We start from the raw sequence: 15,361 nt of genomic DNA on the forward strand, positions 1-15,361 counted from the left end.
ATGACGCACGGAGAGGATGGACGATGGGCGCACAGCTGGAGGAGCGGGACGTGACGGACCTGGAGGGGATCGACGAGCCGGCGTTCTGGGCGCTGGCCGACCGGCACCGGCGCGAGCTGCACGTGCACTGCTACCGGATGCTCGGGTCCTTCGAGGACGCCGAGGACGCCGTGCAGGAGACCTTCCTGCGGGCCTGGCGGCGGCGGGAGACCTACGAGGGCCGCTCGACGTTCCGCGCCTGGCTCTACCGGATCGCCACCAACGCCTGCCTGGACCTGCTGGCCAAGCGGCGCCCGGAGCCGGCGACCGGGGGCGAGGTGCTGTGGCTGCAGCCCTATCCCGACCGGCTCCTCGACGAGCTGCCGGCGAGCGACGCCGACGAGCCCGAGGCGCTCGCCGTGGCCCGCGAGACCATCGAGCTGGCGTACGTCGTCGCGGTGCAGCACCTCGCGCCGCGGGCCCGGGCCGCGCTGATCCTGCGCGACGTGCTCGGCTGGCCCGCCAAGGACGTCGCCGAGCTGCTGGGCGACAGCGTCGCGTCGGTCAACAGCGCGCTCCAGCGGGCCCGCGCCGGCATGCGCGAGCACCTGCCCGCCGAGCGGCAGGAGTGGACGGGCGGCGAGGACGACGCGGACAACCGCGAGCTCGTACGCCGCTTCACCGAGGCGAGCGTGGCGACCGACATGGACGCCATCGCCACCCTGCTCCGCGACGACGTGCGGTTCGCGATGCCCCCCACGCAGGGTCTGGTCGTGGGGCGGGACGCCGTGCTCGCCGACTGGACCGCCGGCGGCTACCCGGGGATGACGGGGCTGCGCCCGGTCCCCACCGCCGTCAACCGCCAGCCCGCGGTGGCCTACTACCTGTGGCGCGAGCAGGCGGCGGCGTACCTGCCGCTCACCATCGACGTGCTGCGTCTCAGTGGAGGGCAGGTCACCGAGGTGACCATCTTCGACGCCGACCAGTTCGCCCGGCTCGGGCTCCCGGAGCGGCTGGAGGCCGGCGATGAGTGACACCACGCTGGACGCGCGCCGCGCGACGACCCGGGGGGTCGGCCGGCTGGTCGGCACGGGCCTGCTCGGCACGGTCGGGGCGATGGCAGCCACGGCGGCGGGCGCCGCGATCGCCCGGGTCGCGGGCGTGGGCTTCGAGGTCCCCGACGGAGGTGAGACGATCCCGGTCTCCGGGGTGGCGTTCGTGACCGGGGTCTTCTCGCTGGTCGGCGTCGGCCTGGCGCTCGCCCTGCTGCGGTGGAGCGCGCGCCCGGCGGAGCGGTTCGTGACGACGGCGGTCGTGCTGACGGCCGCGTCGCTCGTCCCGCCGTTCGTGGTCGGGGCGAGCCTCGGCACGAGCCTCGCGCTGGTGGCGCTGCACCTCGTCGCGGCAGCGGTGATGATCCCCGCGCTGGCGCGCGGACTGCGCACGAGTTCCGCACACCGGTCGGTGGGGTCCGCCTAGTCTGGAGCGATGACCGGTCGCACCCACCACCGCCCGATGACGCCCGGCGACGGCTTCTTCGCCGAGATCGCAGGGGGCACCGACCCCGCCCGGGTGCGGGAGGCGGGCGACCTGGCCGCGACCATCCTGGTCCGCGGGGCGCGGGAGTCCGACGACCCCGCCCTCGCGGAGCGGGTGGTCCACCTCGCGGAGAGCGAGGGCCTCGAGACCCTCGCCGAGGTCTGGTCCGGTGCCCCGGCCGACACCCTCGCCGGCAGCCTGTGGCGGCTGTTCGTGCTCCGCGCCTGGGTGCACGCCGACCCCGAGCGGGTCGCCGAGGAGTACGACGCCGGTCAGCGCCGCGCCGACGTCGCCCGGGTCGTCGCCGGCGTGGCCGACCCGCCCGGTCCCGACGAGCTGCGGTCGATGGTCGACGAGGTGCTGCGCGGGATCGCGCGCGGCGACTTCGCGGTGACGCTGTTGCGCGCTGCGGCCTTCGCGCGCGTGGTGGCGGCCGGGCGGGCGACCCTCGGCGCCTCGAGCCACGACGACATCGCCCGGATGCTCGTGCTGTCGGAGCAGCTCGAGGCCGCCGGACACGGGGAAATCGCCAACACACTGGCCTAGCGGATTAAAATGGTCCTCGAGTGCGTCGGGCTGTGGCAGCCCCGGGTCCCACAATGAGCCGCTACGAGCGGCCACGCGCCGTGAGGCGCTCCCGGTCCGGCGCACTCACACGTCTCCCGCCGCGCGTCGCCTAGTCTCGCGACCATGACGACCTACGAGCCCGAGATCGACGGCGAGCCGGATCCCGGCGAGGTCGTCTGGGCATGGGTGCCCTACGAGGACGACCCCAGCCAGGGCAAGGACCGTCCGGTGCTGGTCCTGGGCGTCGAGGGCGACGGCTGGACCGGGCTGATGCTCAGCAGCCAGGACCACGACCGCGACGCCGAGGACGAGGCCCGCCACGGCCGCTACTGGATGGACGTCGGCACCGGCGGGTGGGACTCCCAGGGCCGCCCCAGCGAGGTCCGGCTGGACCGCACCATCCACCTCGACCCCACCGGCGTACGACGTGAGGGCGCGGCGCTGGACCGGGCGGTCTTCGACGCGGTGGTCGCCGCGGTCCGGGCCCTGCCCCGCTGAGGCGCAGGTCTCACTCCCGCGGGGCGCCCGGCGCGCGCCGACCGGGGATTGGGCTGATGCCCTAGGGTTTCGGCGTGCTGCTGCGACGTCTCTCCCTGGTCGGCTGCGCCCTGACGGTGGCGCTCGCCACGGCTGCGTGCACCGATGACGCCGAGCCCGCGACCGAGCCGTCGGCGTCCCCGACGAAGACCGGCAAGCCGACGGCGAAGCCGCGCGAGGTGACCTTCGGCGCCTACGGCAGCGAGGAGGAGGTCGCGGCCTTCCAGAGCGTCGTCGACTCCTTCAACGCCGCGTCCAGCACCCGCAAGGTCACCCTGAAGTCGTGGCCCGACCACGAGTCGGCCCTCGAGGACGTGCTCGCCGGCAACGCGCCCGACGCCTTCCTCACCTCCCGCATCGACCTCGACCAGCTCGTCGACGCCGAGGTGCTCCAGCCCGTGAGCCTGCTGCTCGACGAGCGCGGCGTCGACTTCGGCGACCGCTTCTCGCTGGACGCCGTCGACGCCTTCGCGATGGACGACGAGCTGCAGTGCATGGCGTACTCCGTCTCGCCGATGGTCATCTACTACAACACCGAGATGGTCGACTTCGACAAGATGGAGCGCCGCGACTACGACGTGCCCACGGCCGACGCGGAGGGCAACCGCGAGCGCTGGACGCTGGCGGAGTTCGGGGCCGCCGCCCAGTTCGCCTCGCGCCGCGGCGACAAGCGCGGGGTGTGGATCGACCCCACCCTGCAGGGCCTGGCGCCGTTCATCTACTCCGGTGACGGCGAGGTCTTCGACGACGACCGCGAGCCCACCTCGCTCGCCTTCTCCGACGACAACACCCGCGAGGCGCTCAGCGAGACGCTCGCGATCCTGCGCGACCCCACGGTCACCCCGACCAACGCGCAGCTGGCGAGGGCGACCCCGGTCCAGCTGTTCAAGCGCGGCGAGCTGGCGATGATCGCCGGCTTCCGCAACCTCGTGCCCGAGCTCCGCGAGGCCGACGACCTCGACTTCGACGTGCTGCCCATGCCGACGATCGACACGCGCGCGACCGTCGGCGACGTCAGCGGCCTGTGCCTGTCCAGCGACTCCACGGTGCAGGGCGACGCGGCCGACTTCATCGCCTACGCCGTGTCCGACGCCGCGATCGCCACCGTCGCCTCGACCGGCTACATCGTCCCGGCCAACACCGAGGTCGCCTCCTCGGAGGAGTTCCTCGCCCCGACGCTCGAGCCCGAGCACGCCGGCGTCTTCAACGCGAGCATCCGCTACATGGAGGTCCCGCCCTTCATCGACCGGCGCGAGGAGCTCGTCGAGGCGGTCACGCCGCTGCTCGAGCGCCTGGTCACCGCGCCGGGCGTGCTCGACCTCGACCTGGTCACCGAGCAGATCGACCAGGCCTCGCAGGCCGTCCTCTCGCCCGAGGAGCCCGAGGAGACCGAGTCCCCGTCCGAGTCCCCGTCCGAGTCCCCGTCCGAGTCGCCGTCGGAGTGACGAGGGGCAGCGGCGGCTACTCCGCCTCGGCCCCCAGGATCGCGCCGACGAGCGCTCCGGTGATCACCTCGGCCTGCCAGGGCCGGGCGCCGTACGACGCCAGCTGGGCGCGGACGGCGTCGGCCAGCGCGGCGGGCTCGCGGGTCGACGGCGGCGCCCACATCAGCCGCCGGAGGTAGTCGGGGGTCAGCAGGTTCTCCACCGGGAGGTGGTGGGCCTCGGCGAGGTTGAGCATCGCCTCGCGGGCCGCCTTGAAGCGGCGGTCGGCAACGGGATCGCGGTCGGCCCAGGTGCGGGGGTGCGGCGGCCCGTCGCCCCGCGGGGCCCGGGTCGGCAGCTCGTCCTCGGACATGGCACGGACCCGCTGCAGCGCCTCCACCCAGCTCGCGGCGTAGCGGCTGGCGCCGCGGCCGTGGAAGCCCTGCGTGGACAGCAGCGTGCGGCGGTCGGTGGGCATCGCGGTGGCGGCGACGACGATGGCCGAGTCGGGCAGGATCCGGCCGGGTGTGACGTCACGCTCGGCGGCGATCGCGTCGCGGGCCTCCCACAGCGCCCGGGCCGCTCCGAGGGCCCGTCGTCCACGCAGCCGGTGCACGCCCGACGTACGGCGCCAGGCCTCGTTGCGCACCGCGGGCTCGAAGCCGAGCAGATGGTCGAACTCCTGGCGGGCCCACTCGGCCTTGCCGGTCTCCTCGAGCTCCTCGGCGAGGTGGGCCCGCAGCTCGATGAGCACCTCGACGTCGAGGGCGGCGTACTCCAGCCAGGGCTTCGGCAGCGGTCGGGTCGACCAGTCGGCGGCGGAGTGCTCCTTGCGCATCCGCTGGCCCAGCACGGTCTCCACGAGCGTGGCCAGCCCGACGCGCGGGTAGCCGAGGAGGCGGCCGGCGAGCTCGGTGTCGAACAGGCTGGTGGGGGTCAGGCCGATCTCGCGCAGGCACGGGAGGTCCTGGGTGGCGGCGTGCAGGATCCACTCGGCACCGTCGAGGGCCTCCTGCAGCGGCGCCATCGACGACATCGGGATCGGGTCGATGAGCCACGTGCCCGCGCCCTCGCGGCGCAGCTGGATGAGGTAGGCGCGGTTGGAGTAGCGGTAGCCGGAGGCGCGCTCGGCGTCGATCGCCACCGGTCCGGTCGCGGCGGCGAGCGCGGCGCACGCCTCGGCGAGCCCGGCGTCGGTGTCCACGACCTCGGGCAGGCCGTCGCGGAGCTCGAGCAGGGGAGCCGGGGGAGCCTCGGCCTCCTCGTGCGGGGGAGCGGGGTCGGTCTCTGCGGGGTCAGCCATCGCTCAGGTGCCGCGCTGTCCGCGCCGGCTGGGGATGGCGGTGACGCCCTCGGGCACGGGTGGCAGCCCGACTGCCGTGCACATCAGCTCGCCCCAGGCCTCGACGTGGGGTGTCATGTCGAGGGCGCCGTCCTCGTCGACCGCCGGGGTCCAGGAGGCGCGGATCTCGACCTGGGCGGTGCCGGGCTCCTCGGCCATCCCGCCGAAGCTCTCGGTGGTGACGCAGGTGACCGTCCCCGAGGCGGCGTGGAAGCCGGCGCCGTGGGCCTCGAGGGCCTCGGTCAGCCAGGACCACCCGACCGCTGCCAGCATCGGGTCGGCGCCGAGCTCGGGGTCGATCTCGGCGCGGGCGTAGGCGACGCAGCGGAAGGTGCCGTCCCAGGCGTCGTTGCCGGCGGGGTCGTGCAGCAGGATCAGCCGTCCGGTGCCGAGGTCCTCGTCGTCGACCGTGACGTCCCCGCTCAGGGCCGAGGACCAGGGGGCGATGCGCTGCGGCGCGGGCATCTCCTCGCAGAGCACCTCCGGGCGCAGCGAGGCCCGGCGCATCGACTCCACAGCCGCGCGGAACTCCGCAGGCCCAGCCCCGGCAGCACTGCTCGGGTGGGTCTCGTGACGGGCCACCATTGCTCCAGAGTAGGCCAGCCCTGCGCGCTGCCGATGTGCCGCCACGCCGCCTGACCTGCGAAGATTCGGGCGTGACCGACCCCGCCCAGACGCCCCATCCCGGCCTCGCCGACAGCCCGTTCCTCGCCGCCGCCCGCGGTGAGCGGCCGTCCCGGACGCCGGTCTGGTACATGCGGCAGGCCGGGCGCTCGCTCCCGGAGTACCTCAAGGTGCGCGAGGGCATCGGGATGCTGGAGTCCTGCATGGACGCCGACCTGGTCACCGAGATCACCCTCCAGCCGGTCCGCAGGTACGGCGTGGACGCGGCGATCTTCTTCTCCGACATCGTGCTGCCGCTCAAGGCGGTCGGCGTCGACCTGGACATCAAGCCGGGCGTCGGCCCGGTCGTGGCCGCGCCGGTGCGCACGCTCGCCGACGTCGAGGCGATCCCCGACCTCACGCCCGAGCACGTCCCCTACATCTCGCAGGCCGTGCGCCAGCTGGTGGCCGAGCTCGGCGCCACGCCGCTGATCGGCTTCGCCGGCGCGCCGTTCACGGTGGCGTCGTACCTCGTCGAGGGCGGGCCGTCGAAGGAGCACGCCCGGACCAAGGCGATGATGTTCGGCGCCCCCGACGTCTGGGACGCACTGATGCGCAAGATCGCGGGCATCGCGGCGGCGTACCTCCGGATCCAGGTCGAGGCGGGCGCGTCGGCGGTGCAGCTCTTCGACTCGTGGGCGGGGGCGCTGACCCCGGCCGACTACCGCGCCTCGGTCATGCCGCACTCCTCGCGGGTGCTGGCGTCGGCGGGCGAGCTCGGTGTGCCGCGCATCCACTTCGGCGTCGGCACCACCAACCTGCTCGGCCTGATGGGCGAGGCCGGCGCGGACGTGGTCGGCGTCGACTGGCGCACGCCCCTCGACCAGGCGATCCCGCTGGTCGGCGACCGCGCCGTGCAGGGCAACCTCGACCCGACGCTCGTCTTCGCGCCCACCGAGGTGATGACCGCCCGCGCGGCCGAGGTCATCGAGGCGGGCCGCGCTGCGAAGGGCCACATCTTCAACCTCGGCCACGGGGTGATCCCCTCGACCGACCCGGGTCAGCTCACGGCGCTGACCGAGTTCGTGCACGAGCACTGATCGACGTCACCGGGGCGACGTCCGGCTCCGGTTCCGAGCCGGTGGGCGGCAGCGTCAGCGAGGCGAGGTAGGCGCGCGCCTGCCGGACCAGCGCGGCCTGCAGGTCGCGCAACGGCTCGGGGACCCGATCGGCCCGCCGGCGCAGCATCAGCAGCGTCACGGTCGTCTGGTCGGTCTGGATCGGCCTGGTGGTGAGCACGCCCGCCCGCACGAGGGCGTCGTGGGTGATGGAGAAGTCGGGCAGCACGGAGATGCCCAGGCCGGCGGCGACCATCGACTTGCCCATCTCCGCCCCGTCGGTGGAGTACGTCGTCCCCGGCAGCGCCCCGGCGAACAGCCGGTGCGCGTAGCGGTGCATCACGAAGCCGGGCCGCATCAGCACGTGCGGCTCCGCGCGGAGGTCGTCGACGGTGACCCGCTCCTGGGCGGCCAGTGGGTGGTCGGCGCGCAGGCACGCGACCGGCGTGCCCTCGATGAGCCGGTCCGCGACGAGCGACGGCGGCACCTCGTCGCCGGGGAGCACGTTGACCAGCCCGAGGTCGAGGGCGCCCTCGGCCAGGCCCTGCTGGATGTCGGACTGCCGCCCGTTGACGACCTCGACGCCGCCGGAGCCGTGACGCGCGTGCAGGTCGCGCAGCGCGGGCGCGAGCAGGCTCGACGAGGCGGTGTTGACGGTGCCGATGCGCAGGTCGCGGCGCCGCGCGGACTGCTGGCCCGCTGCCTCCCGCAACCGGTCCACGGCCTCGAGGACCTCGGTCATGAACTGCTGGAGGTCCAGGCCCTGACGGCTGATCCGGGATCCGGTGCGCCGGCGGTCCAGCAGGGTCGCGCCGAGCTCCTTCTCGAGCTTGGTCACGGCCTCGCTGAGGGCCGGCTGGGAGATGTGCATCGCCTCGCTCGCCCGGCGCAGCGACCCGTGCTCGGTCACCGCCGCGAGGTACTCCAGCTGTTCGATCCGCACGCTGTCTCCTGCTCTCGCATCGTCGTGCCCGGTCCGTCATGGACCGGGGTCGGCCTCGGGGGTGATCGGCAGAACCTGTCGCCGTGGTCGCCCGGTTCCAGGGCCGAGTCCTTAAAGTGTACTAAGTAACTGTACAAAAGCGCGTCGACGCGCGGCCTCCGCGTCCGGGGGTCCGCAGATCCCCACCCAGGAGAGACAGCACCCATGAAGTTCCACTGGTTCCTGCCCACCAACGGAGGCGACGGCCGCCACGTCGTCAGCGGCGGCCACGGCGTCGAGCACGGCGCGGCCGGTCGACCCGCCAGCGTGCCGTACCTCGGCCAGATCGCCCGGAGCGCCGAGCAGCTCGGCTTCGAGGCCGCGCTGACGCCCACCGGCGCCTGGTGCGAGGACGCCTGGCTGACCACCGCGATGCTGGCCCCGCTGTCCGAGCGGCTGAAGTTCCTCGTCGCGTTCCGCCCCGGGATGACGTCGCCGACCCTGGCCGCGCAGATGGCCGCGACCTTCCAGAACCTCAGCGGCGGTCGCCTGCTCCTCAACGTCGTCACCGGCGGCGAGTCGCACGAGCAGCGCGCCTACGGCGACTTCCTCGACAAGGACGAGCGCTACGAGCGCTGCGGCGAGTTCCTCTCGATCGTGCGCCGGCTCTGGACCGGCGAGGAGGTCACCTTCGCCGGCCGGCACCTGCGCGTGGAGAACGCCCGCCTGCAGCAGCTGCCCGACCCGGTCCCGGCCATCTACTTCGGTGGCTCCTCACCGGCGGCCGGCCGCGTCGCCGCCGAGCACGCGGACGTCTACCTGACGTGGGGCGAGCCGCCCGCCGCGGTCGCGAGGAAGATCGCGTGGATCCGCGAGCTCGCCGAGCAGCAGGGGCGCACCCTGACCTACGGCCTCCGCGTCCACGCCATCACCCGCGACACCTCGGAAGAGGCGTGGGCCGAGGCCGACCGCCTGCTCGCCGGCATCTCCGACGACGACATCGCCCGGGTGCAGGAGGGCCTGCGGCGCTCGGAGTCGGTCGGCCAGCAGAACATGCTCTCGCTCAACAACGGCAGCCGCGACGGGCTCGAGATCCACCCCAACCTCTGGGCCGGGGTCGGCCTGGTCCGCGGCGGCGCCGGCACGGCGCTCGTCGGCAGCCACGAGGAGGTGGCCGACCTGATCGAGGAGTACGCCGCGGTGGGCATCGAGGAGCTCGTCCTCTCCGCCTACCCCCACCTCGAGGGCGCCTACCACTTCGGCGAGGGCGTGCTGCCGGTGCTGGAGAAGCGCGGACTGTGGACCCACCCGGCCCCGGTCACCGCGCGCGCATCCGTGCCGTTCGGTGCTCAGAAGGCGGCGTCATGACCAGCGGCACGAGCCCCCGCGTCGCCGTCGTCGTCGGCAACCCCAAGCCCGTCTCGCGGACCTACGAGGCCGCACTGGCCCTCGCCGACCGGCTGGGGGGGGCCGACCTCGTGGTCGACCTCGCCGACCACGCCGGCGAGCTCTTAGACTGGTCGTCGCAGACGGTCACCGAGCTCGTCGAGCAGGTGTCCGGCAGCCTCGTGGTGATCGTCGCCAGCCCGACCTACAAGGCGACCTACACCGGCCTGCTCAAGGCGTTCCTCGACCGCTTCCCGCACCAGGGCCTCGGCGGGGTCACCGCGGTCCCGCTGATGCTCGGCGCGTCCGACGCCCACGCGCTCGCCCCGGAGCACGGCCTGCGCCAGGTGCTCGTGGAGCTCGGCGCGTCCGTGCCGACCCGCGGCCTCTACGTCCTCGACCGCGAGCACGAGCAGCCGGAGCCGTACGACCAGTGGCTCGCCGCCGCAGCGCCGTACCTGCCCGCCCTCCCCTCCGAACAGTCCGAACAGGTGGTGTCCGCATGACCGTCCCGTCCACGACCTCCCCGACCCTCGACCAGCGCACCCTGCGCGATGCCTTCGGCGCCTTCCCCTCCGGGGTCGTCGCCGTGGCGGCGTCGGTGAAGGGCCAGCTGACCGGCATCGCCGCCTCGTCGTTCACCTCGGTGAGCATCGAGCCGCCCCTGGTCTCGTTCTCGATCTCCACCAGCAGCTCGACGTGGCCCCAGCTGCGCGAGGCCGACCGCGTCGGCATCAGCGTGCTCGCCGACCACCACGACGTGGTGTGCCGCCAGCTCGCCGGGCCGCGCGAGGAGCGCTTCGCCGGGCTGCCGTTCAAGGTGACCGGCAACGGCTCGGTGCTGCTCGACGAGGCCGTCGCGACCTACGACTGCTCGATCCGCGAGGAGATCGGGGCCGGCGACCACGTCATCGTGCTGCTCGAGGTCCACGAGGTCGGGGGAGGGGACGGCGAGCACCCGCTCGTCTTCCACCGCTCGGCCTTCGCCAAGCTGCACCGCGACGACCTCGACCCCGCCCGCCTCGACGGCCGGATCAACGGCGCCGAGGTCGACGGTGGCTCGTCCGACTCTCCCGCTCAGGACCACCACGACGCGGAGGACGCCGCGTGAGCGCCCACGCCGCACAGGCCGCCCCCACCCCCCGTCGCGTCGCGCTCGCCTCGGCGGTGGGCGCCACGATCGAGTGGTACGACTTCTTCCTCTACGGCACCGCCGCGGCGGTCGTCTTCGACAAGCTCTACTTCAACGGGCTCGACGGACCGGCCGCCCAGTTCGCGGCCTTCGCCACCTTCGCGGTCGGCTTCTTCGCCCGACCGGTCGGCGGGTTGGTCTTCGGCCACTTCGGCGACCGCATCGGCCGCAAGCAGATGCTGCTGCTGACGCTGGTCATCATGGGCATCGGCACGGCCCTGATCGGGCTGCTGCCGACGTACGACCAGATCGGCGTGCTCGCGCCGATCGCGCTCGTCGTGCTCCGGGTGCTGCAGGGCATCGGCGTCGGCGGTGAGTACGGCGGTGCGGTGCTGCTGGCGGTGGAGTACGCCCCGGCCGAGCGCCGCGGCTTCTTCGGAAGCTTCGCCCACATCGGCGTGCCGGGTGGGCTGGTGCTCGCCGCGGGCGCGTTCTCACTGGCCGGGCTGCTGCCGGAGGAGGCGTTCCTGGCGTGGGGCTGGCGCGCCTGCTTCCTGGTCAGCATCGTGCTGCTCGGCATCGGCGCCTACATCCGGCTCTCGGTGATGGAGACGCCGGAGTTCGCCAAGGTGCAGGAGCGCAAGGAGATCTCCCGGCTCCCGCTGCGCGACCTCCTCGCCGAGCAGCCGCGACCGCTGCTGCTCGGGATGGGCACGCGCTTCATCGAGGGCTTCACGTTCAACCTGTTCTCGGTCTACCTGCTGGCCTACGTCGCCACCAACCTCGAGCTGCCGCGCGAGTGGGCGCTCGACGCCATCCTCGTCGGTGCGGCCGTCGGCGTCGTGCTGGTGCCGGTCGCCGGCGCGCTGTCGGACAGGGTCGGCCGCAAGCCGGTCTACCGCGTCGGCGCGTGGCTCGGCCTGCTGTTCGCCTTCCCCGCCGCCTTCCTCGTGCAGACGGAGGACCGCTGGGCGATCTCGCTGGTCTTCGTCGTCGGCCTCGGCCTCGTCTACGGCACGGTCTACGGCCCGCTCGCGGCCTTCTGGTCCGAGCAGTTCGACACCCGCTACCGCTACACCGCCCTCAGCGCCCTCTAGCAGGTCTCCGGGATCTTGGCCTCCGGGCTGACGCCGCTCATCGCGGCGTGGCTGGTGACCCGCGGTGACGGGACGCTGTGGTGGGTCGCCGGCTACAACGTGCTGGTGGCGGGCATCTCGCTGGTCTCTGCCCGCTTCCTGCCGGAGACGGTCGGTGCCGACCTCGACCGGGTCGACGTACATGCCGAGGGCCGCCCGCGAGAGGTCGTCACCGTCTGAGGGTGGCGGCACATCGCAGCTGCGAGGCGGCTGGGGGTGCGATCTGCCGCCACCCTTGGTGGTGGCCCCGTCGGGGTGGCGGCACATTGCCGTCGTACGGCCGGCGGAGCTGCGATCTGCCGCCACCCCGGCAGCGAGCGATCACGCTTTCGGCGCCGCCGGCTGCGGGGAGCCTCGGCGGCGGCGGCGGAGGAGGAGCCACGCCGGCACCCCGAGGACCAGCAGCACCACGGCGAAGGGCAGGAGTGCGCCGACGACGGTCGCGACCACGAGGGCCGTGCCGGCGAGCGCGTCGAGTCCGCCCTCGAGGCCGGTGAGGAAGCCGGCCTCCTCGTCGTCGGGCTCCTCGGCCTTCGCGTCGTGCTTCGCGGTGATGTCGACCGTGATCGTGGACAGCGACGTCTGGTCCTGCAGCCAGGTCTGCTGCGACTTCAGCGAGTCGAGCTCGGCCTGGCGGTTGGTCAGCTGGGACTCGATCCAGATGATGTCCTTCAGCGTCTTCGCCCGCGCGAGCAGCAGCTCGACCCGCTTCAGGCTGGCCTCCTGGGCGCGGACCCGGACGCCGGTGTCGATCACCTGCGTCGTGACGTCCTCCGAGCCGCGGTTGGAGGATCGCAGCACCGCGACGTCCTCGAGCGCCTGCATCGCCTCGTCGAACGCCGAGCTCGGCACCCGGAGCACCATCCGGGCGTACGACGTCTCGCCCTCGTCGTCGGTCTCGGTGTCCTCCTCGGTGACCTCGCCGCGCTGCGCGTCGACGATGCGCTGGACGTCCCGCCGTGCGGCGCCGACGTCCTTGCTGGTCAGGGAGACCGTCCCGGAGGACACGATGGCGCGCTCGGTGGCCAGCGTGCCGGGTGCGCTGTCGGAGCCGGCGTCCTCGCCCGACTGCCCGGAGAACGTCCGGCTCGTCGCACGGTCCTCGGCCGCCCCGCCGGCCTCCGAGCCCGAGCCGGAGCCGTTGTCCTGGGACGACGGCTCAGCGAGCCCCATGTCCGCACCACTGTCGCTGTCGGAGGAGCAGGCGGCCAGCACGGCCGTCGTGGTGATCGCGGCGAGGATCCCGGCGGCGCGGGTCCGGGTGGTCCGGAGAGTCGTCATGGCCCTCCGACGGGCGTCGCGACCGCTGCGGTTCCGCCGTCGCCGGACCCGTGACCGAACCGTGATGGTCAGTCCTGCGAGGCCGGCTTCCGGGTGGTGGTGCGCCGGACCGTCTTCTTCACGACCGGCTTGTCCGGCGCCTCGGTCGGCGCATCCGCGGCGGCCGCCTTGGCAGGTGCCTTGGCAGGTGCCTTGGCCGCGGACTTCTGCGCCGTCGACTTCGGAGCGGTCGACTTCTGGGCCGGCTGTCGGCCCTTCGCCTGCTGTCGGGGCGCAGAGCCCTTGAGGCGGACCCGCATCGCGTTCCCGGACCCCGAGGTCTCCAGGTAGGGCTGCGCGGACACAAGGGTGCTGAGCCGCGCCCCCGGGCCGGCGAAGTTGCGGGCGTCGAAGGAGGGATGCGTGCGGATCAGCTGGTTGCCGAGCGCGGGCAGGCTGGCCCAGCCCTCGTCGTCGGAGACGGCGTTGACCGCCCGGGTGAGCGCGCTCTGGAGGTTGATCGCCACCGACGGCGTCTCCCGCGGGTCGGTGTCGTCGGCGTCGTCCTCGGCGTCGTCCTCGTCGTGCGTCTCGGCCACCACCGCGAGGTCGATGAACTTGTCGCACGCGTTGCGCAGGGACTCCGGCGCCTTGTTCTCCCCGAGCACGTAGACGGTCTTGCCCGACTCGCGCAGCCGGTGGGCGAGGCTGGTGAAGTCGCTGTCGCTCGTGACCAGCGCGAACGCCTCGACGTTGCCGTCGTACAGCAGGTCCATCGCATCGATGACGAGCGCGAGGTCGGTGGAGTTCTTCCCGCTCGTGTAGGCGTTCTGGTGCATCGCGCGCAGGCCGAGGCTGTTGAGGATCCGCGCCCAGCGGCTCAGGTGGGGGTTGGTCCAGTCGCCGTAGACCCGCCTGATAGTGGGGTTGCCGTACTTCGCGACCTCGCTCAGCACCTCGTTGGCGTAGGCCGCCCTCGTGTTGTCGGCATCGATCATCACCGCGATCCGGTCGGCACCCCCACTGGTCTCCATGACGCTCACCCTAGGGTGACGGTGTGGCGCAGGACAGGGACGTGGTGGTCGTCGGAGGTGGTGTCGCGGGTCTGGTGGTCGCACGGGACCTGGCGGCGGCAGGACGTGACGTGCTGCTGCTGGAGGGCTCGCCCCACATCGGCGGCAAGCTCCGCAGCGGCGAGGTCGCCGGGCTCACCGTCGACGTCGGCGCCGAGGCGATGCTCGCCCGCCGGCCCGAGGGCGTCGGGCTGGCCGCCGAGATCGGCGCCGAGGTGGTGCACCCCACCTCCGCGACGTCCGGCGTCTGGTCGCGCGGGGCGCTGCGCACCATGCCGCGGTCGTTGATGGGGGTGCCGTTCGACGTCGAACAGCTGGCCGCGAGCGGGGTGCTCAGCCCCGAGGGGCTGGCCCGCGCGCGACAGGAGCAGCCCAGCGAGGTCGGCGACGACGTCTCCGTCGGCGACCTGGTGGCCGCCCGCCTCGGCGACGAGCTCGTCGACCGGCTGGTCGAGCCGCTGCTCGGCGGCGTGTACGCCGGCCACGCCCGGCGGATCTCGGCTGCCGCGGCCGTGCCCCAGCTGCTGGCGATGGCCCGGCGGGGGAGCCTGCTCGATGAGGCCGCCGCCGTCCCGTCGTCCACGACCCCGGTCTTCGCGGCCCTCCCGGGCGGGATGGGTCGCCTCCCCGGCCTCCTCGCCGACGGCGGAGGCTTCGAGGTGCGGACCTCGGCGACGGTCCGCGCGCTGCGTCGTACGCCGTCGGGCTGGGCCGTCACGGTCGGCCCCACCACCCACCCCGAGACCGTCGAGGCGCCAGCGGTCGTGCTGGCCACGCAGGCGGCCGCGACCGCTCGGCTGCTGGGTGAGCTGGCGCCGGCCGCGGCGGCCGAGCTCGCCGGCATCGAGACCGCGAGCGTCGCCGTGGTGACGCTGGCCTTCCGCGCCCGCGACGTGCCGGACGCCCTCCTGGAGCGATCGGGGTTCCTCGTCCCACCCGTCGAGCAGCGCGCCATCAAGGCGTCCACGTTCTCCTTCGCGAAGTGGGGCTGGGTGCGCGACCTCGACCCCGGCGTCGTGGTGCTGCGCACCTCGCTCGGCCGGCACGGCGAGGAGTCGACGCTCCAGGCCGACGACGAAGGCCTCGTCCGGGTCTCCCTGGCCGACCTCGCCGGCATGGCCGGCATCACCGCCCGCCCCGTCGACACGCACGTCCAGCGGTGGGGCGGCGCGCTGCCGCAGTACGCCGTCGGCCACGTCGCCCGTGTGGCGCGGATCCGCGCAGCGGTCGACGCGCTGCCCGGGCTCGCCGTCTGCGGGGCGGCCTACGACGGCGTCGGCATCCCGGCGGTCATCGGGTCGGCCCGCCGCGCTGTGGCCTCGGTCACCCGGGCAGAATGAACC

17 protein-coding genes are annotated in these 15,361 nt (G+C 73.6%); 12 read left to right on the forward strand and 5 right to left on the reverse strand.

Features of this window, described 5'->3' with window-relative positions:
* The first annotated feature begins 23 nt into the window (after nucleotides 1–23).
* The 5 genes from Q9S36_RS34790 to Q9S36_RS34810 all read left to right on the forward strand — a co-directional run bounded on the left by Q9S36_RS34790 (nucleotide 24) and on the right by Q9S36_RS34810 (nucleotide 4,067).
* On the forward strand, nucleotides 24–1,013 hold the full coding sequence (locus Q9S36_RS34790) for an RNA polymerase subunit sigma-70 (protein WP_311289368.1): 990 nt from the start codon (nucleotides 24–26) through the stop codon (nucleotides 1,011–1,013).
* Nucleotides 1,006–1,458 carry a DUF6069 family protein gene (locus tag Q9S36_RS34795; protein ID WP_311289369.1) on the forward strand — a complete coding sequence of 151 codons (453 nt, stop codon included), beginning with the start codon at nucleotides 1,006–1,008 and terminating at the stop codon, nucleotides 1,456–1,458. Before Q9S36_RS34790 ends, Q9S36_RS34795 begins: the two co-directional genes overlap by 8 nt.
* A 9-nt stretch (nucleotides 1,459–1,467) precedes the next feature.
* Nucleotides 1,468–2,064, forward strand: a complete 597-nt coding sequence (locus Q9S36_RS34800; protein ID WP_311289370.1) for a hypothetical protein — start codon at nucleotides 1,468–1,470, stop codon at nucleotides 2,062–2,064.
* A 144-nt stretch (nucleotides 2,065–2,208) separates the two neighbouring features.
* Complete coding sequence (locus Q9S36_RS34805; protein WP_311289371.1) at nucleotides 2,209–2,583, forward strand: type II toxin-antitoxin system PemK/MazF family toxin; 375 nt, start codon at nucleotides 2,209–2,211, stop codon at nucleotides 2,581–2,583.
* Nucleotides 2,584–2,657: 74 nt separating this feature from the next.
* Entirely contained in the window at nucleotides 2,658–4,067 is a 1,410-nt protein-coding gene (locus tag Q9S36_RS34810; protein ID WP_311289373.1) for an extracellular solute-binding protein, read from the forward strand.
* 16 nt (nucleotides 4,068–4,083) lie between these two features.
* Here Q9S36_RS34810 and Q9S36_RS34815 read toward each other — a convergent pair whose 3' ends face one another.
* Together Q9S36_RS34815 and Q9S36_RS34820 are read right to left on the reverse strand one after the other, a co-directional pair.
* The gene (locus tag Q9S36_RS34815) at nucleotides 4,084–5,349 is read right to left on the reverse strand and encodes an HRDC domain-containing protein (RefSeq protein ID WP_311289374.1); all 1,266 of its coding nucleotides are present in this window, start codon (nucleotides 5,347–5,349) and stop codon (nucleotides 4,084–4,086) included.
* A 3-nt stretch (nucleotides 5,350–5,352) separates the two neighbouring features.
* Complete coding sequence (locus Q9S36_RS34820; RefSeq protein ID WP_311289375.1) at nucleotides 5,353–5,973, reverse strand: DUF3000 domain-containing protein; 621 nt, start codon at nucleotides 5,971–5,973, stop codon at nucleotides 5,353–5,355.
* A gap of 71 nt (nucleotides 5,974–6,044) precedes the next feature.
* On the opposite strand from Q9S36_RS34820, the gene hemE reads away from it, so the two are divergent.
* Nucleotides 6,045–7,091, forward strand: coding sequence for a uroporphyrinogen decarboxylase (hemE, locus tag Q9S36_RS34825; RefSeq protein WP_396653901.1), 1,047 nt, complete (start codon nucleotides 6,045–6,047; stop codon nucleotides 7,089–7,091).
* Here hemE and Q9S36_RS34830 read toward each other — a convergent pair.
* Nucleotides 7,057–8,052: a LysR family transcriptional regulator gene (locus Q9S36_RS34830; protein ID WP_311289376.1), complete on the reverse strand. Its 996-nt coding sequence runs from the start codon at nucleotides 8,050–8,052 to the stop codon at nucleotides 7,057–7,059. The genes hemE and Q9S36_RS34830 overlap by 35 nt on opposite strands.
* 204 nt (nucleotides 8,053–8,256) lie before the next feature.
* Here Q9S36_RS34830 and Q9S36_RS34835 point away from each other — a divergent pair, with 204 nt between their 5' ends.
* The 5 genes from Q9S36_RS34835 to Q9S36_RS34855 are packed head-to-tail and all read left to right on the forward strand — an operon-like array spanning nucleotide 8,257 to nucleotide 11,865.
* Complete coding sequence (locus tag Q9S36_RS34835) at nucleotides 8,257–9,399, forward strand: LLM class flavin-dependent oxidoreductase (protein ID WP_311289377.1); 1,143 nt, start codon at nucleotides 8,257–8,259, stop codon at nucleotides 9,397–9,399.
* A complete protein-coding gene (locus Q9S36_RS34840; protein WP_311289378.1) occupies nucleotides 9,396–9,923 on the forward strand; it encodes an NAD(P)H-dependent oxidoreductase in 528 nt (175 codons plus the stop codon). The genes Q9S36_RS34835 and Q9S36_RS34840 overlap by 4 nt, the downstream gene beginning before the upstream one ends.
* On the forward strand, nucleotides 9,920–10,528 hold the full coding sequence (locus Q9S36_RS34845) for a flavin reductase family protein (protein WP_311289379.1): 609 nt from the start codon (nucleotides 9,920–9,922) through the stop codon (nucleotides 10,526–10,528). Before Q9S36_RS34840 ends, Q9S36_RS34845 begins: the two co-directional genes overlap by 4 nt.
* Nucleotides 10,525–11,646 carry an MFS transporter gene (locus Q9S36_RS34850; protein ID WP_311289380.1) on the forward strand — a complete coding sequence of 374 codons (1,122 nt, stop codon included), beginning with the start codon at nucleotides 10,525–10,527 and terminating at the stop codon, nucleotides 11,644–11,646. Before Q9S36_RS34845 ends, Q9S36_RS34850 begins: the two co-directional genes overlap by 4 nt.
* A 15-nt stretch (nucleotides 11,647–11,661) precedes the next feature.
* The gene (locus tag Q9S36_RS34855) at nucleotides 11,662–11,865 is read left to right on the forward strand and encodes a hypothetical protein (protein WP_311289381.1); all 204 of its coding nucleotides are present in this window, start codon (nucleotides 11,662–11,664) and stop codon (nucleotides 11,863–11,865) included.
* 141 nt (nucleotides 11,866–12,006) lie between these two features.
* Here the strand turns inward: Q9S36_RS34855 and Q9S36_RS34860 are convergent, their stop codons facing one another.
* On the reverse strand, nucleotides 12,007–12,966 hold the full coding sequence (locus Q9S36_RS34860; protein WP_311289382.1) for a DUF4349 domain-containing protein: 960 nt from the start codon (nucleotides 12,964–12,966) through the stop codon (nucleotides 12,007–12,009).
* A gap of 68 nt (nucleotides 12,967–13,034) precedes the next feature.
* Nucleotides 13,035–13,979 (reverse strand): NYN domain-containing protein, encoded by a 945-nt coding sequence (locus Q9S36_RS34865; protein ID WP_311289383.1) that lies wholly within the window; start codon nucleotides 13,977–13,979, stop codon nucleotides 13,035–13,037.
* A 23-nt stretch (nucleotides 13,980–14,002) separates the two neighbouring features.
* Here Q9S36_RS34865 and hemG point away from each other — a divergent pair, with 23 nt between their 5' ends.
* Nucleotides 14,003–15,358 carry a protoporphyrinogen oxidase gene (hemG, locus tag Q9S36_RS34870; RefSeq protein ID WP_311289384.1) on the forward strand — a complete coding sequence of 452 codons (1,356 nt, stop codon included), beginning with the start codon at nucleotides 14,003–14,005 and terminating at the stop codon, nucleotides 15,356–15,358.
* The last annotated feature ends 3 nt before the right edge of the window (nucleotides 15,359–15,361 follow it).

The organism is Microbacterium sp. ARD31, assembly GCF_031844425.1.

What these genes read in the sequence shown, in the direction of transcription:
- Q9S36_RS34835 (WP_311289377.1), top strand. Translation starts at nt 8,257, where the DNA reads ATGAAGTTCCACTGGTTCCTGCCCACCAACGGAGGCGACGGCCGCCAC.
- Q9S36_RS34800 (WP_311289370.1), top strand. Translation starts at nt 1,468, where the DNA reads ATGACCGGTCGCACCCACCACCGCCCGATGACGCCCGGCGACGGCTTC.
- Q9S36_RS34820 (WP_311289375.1), bottom strand. Translation starts at nt 5,973, where the DNA reads ATGGTGGCCCGTCACGAGACCCACCCGAGCAGTGCTGCCGGGGCTGGG.
- Q9S36_RS34815 (WP_311289374.1), bottom strand. Translation starts at nt 5,349, where the DNA reads ATGGCTGACCCCGCAGAGACCGACCCCGCTCCCCCGCACGAGGAGGCC.
- Q9S36_RS34845 (WP_311289379.1), top strand. Translation starts at nt 9,920, where the DNA reads ATGACCGTCCCGTCCACGACCTCCCCGACCCTCGACCAGCGCACCCTG.
- Q9S36_RS34865 (WP_311289383.1), bottom strand. Translation starts at nt 13,979, where the DNA reads ATGGAGACCAGTGGGGGTGCCGACCGGATCGCGGTGATGATCGATGCC.
- Q9S36_RS34840 (WP_311289378.1), top strand. Translation starts at nt 9,396, where the DNA reads ATGACCAGCGGCACGAGCCCCCGCGTCGCCGTCGTCGTCGGCAACCCC.
- Q9S36_RS34795 (WP_311289369.1), top strand. Translation starts at nt 1,006, where the DNA reads ATGAGTGACACCACGCTGGACGCGCGCCGCGCGACGACCCGGGGGGTC.
- Q9S36_RS34860 (WP_311289382.1), bottom strand. Translation starts at nt 12,966, where the DNA reads ATGACGACTCTCCGGACCACCCGGACCCGCGCCGCCGGGATCCTCGCC.
- Q9S36_RS34790 (WP_311289368.1), top strand. Translation starts at nt 24, where the DNA reads ATGGGCGCACAGCTGGAGGAGCGGGACGTGACGGACCTGGAGGGGATC.
- Q9S36_RS34805 (WP_311289371.1), top strand. Translation starts at nt 2,209, where the DNA reads ATGACGACCTACGAGCCCGAGATCGACGGCGAGCCGGATCCCGGCGAG.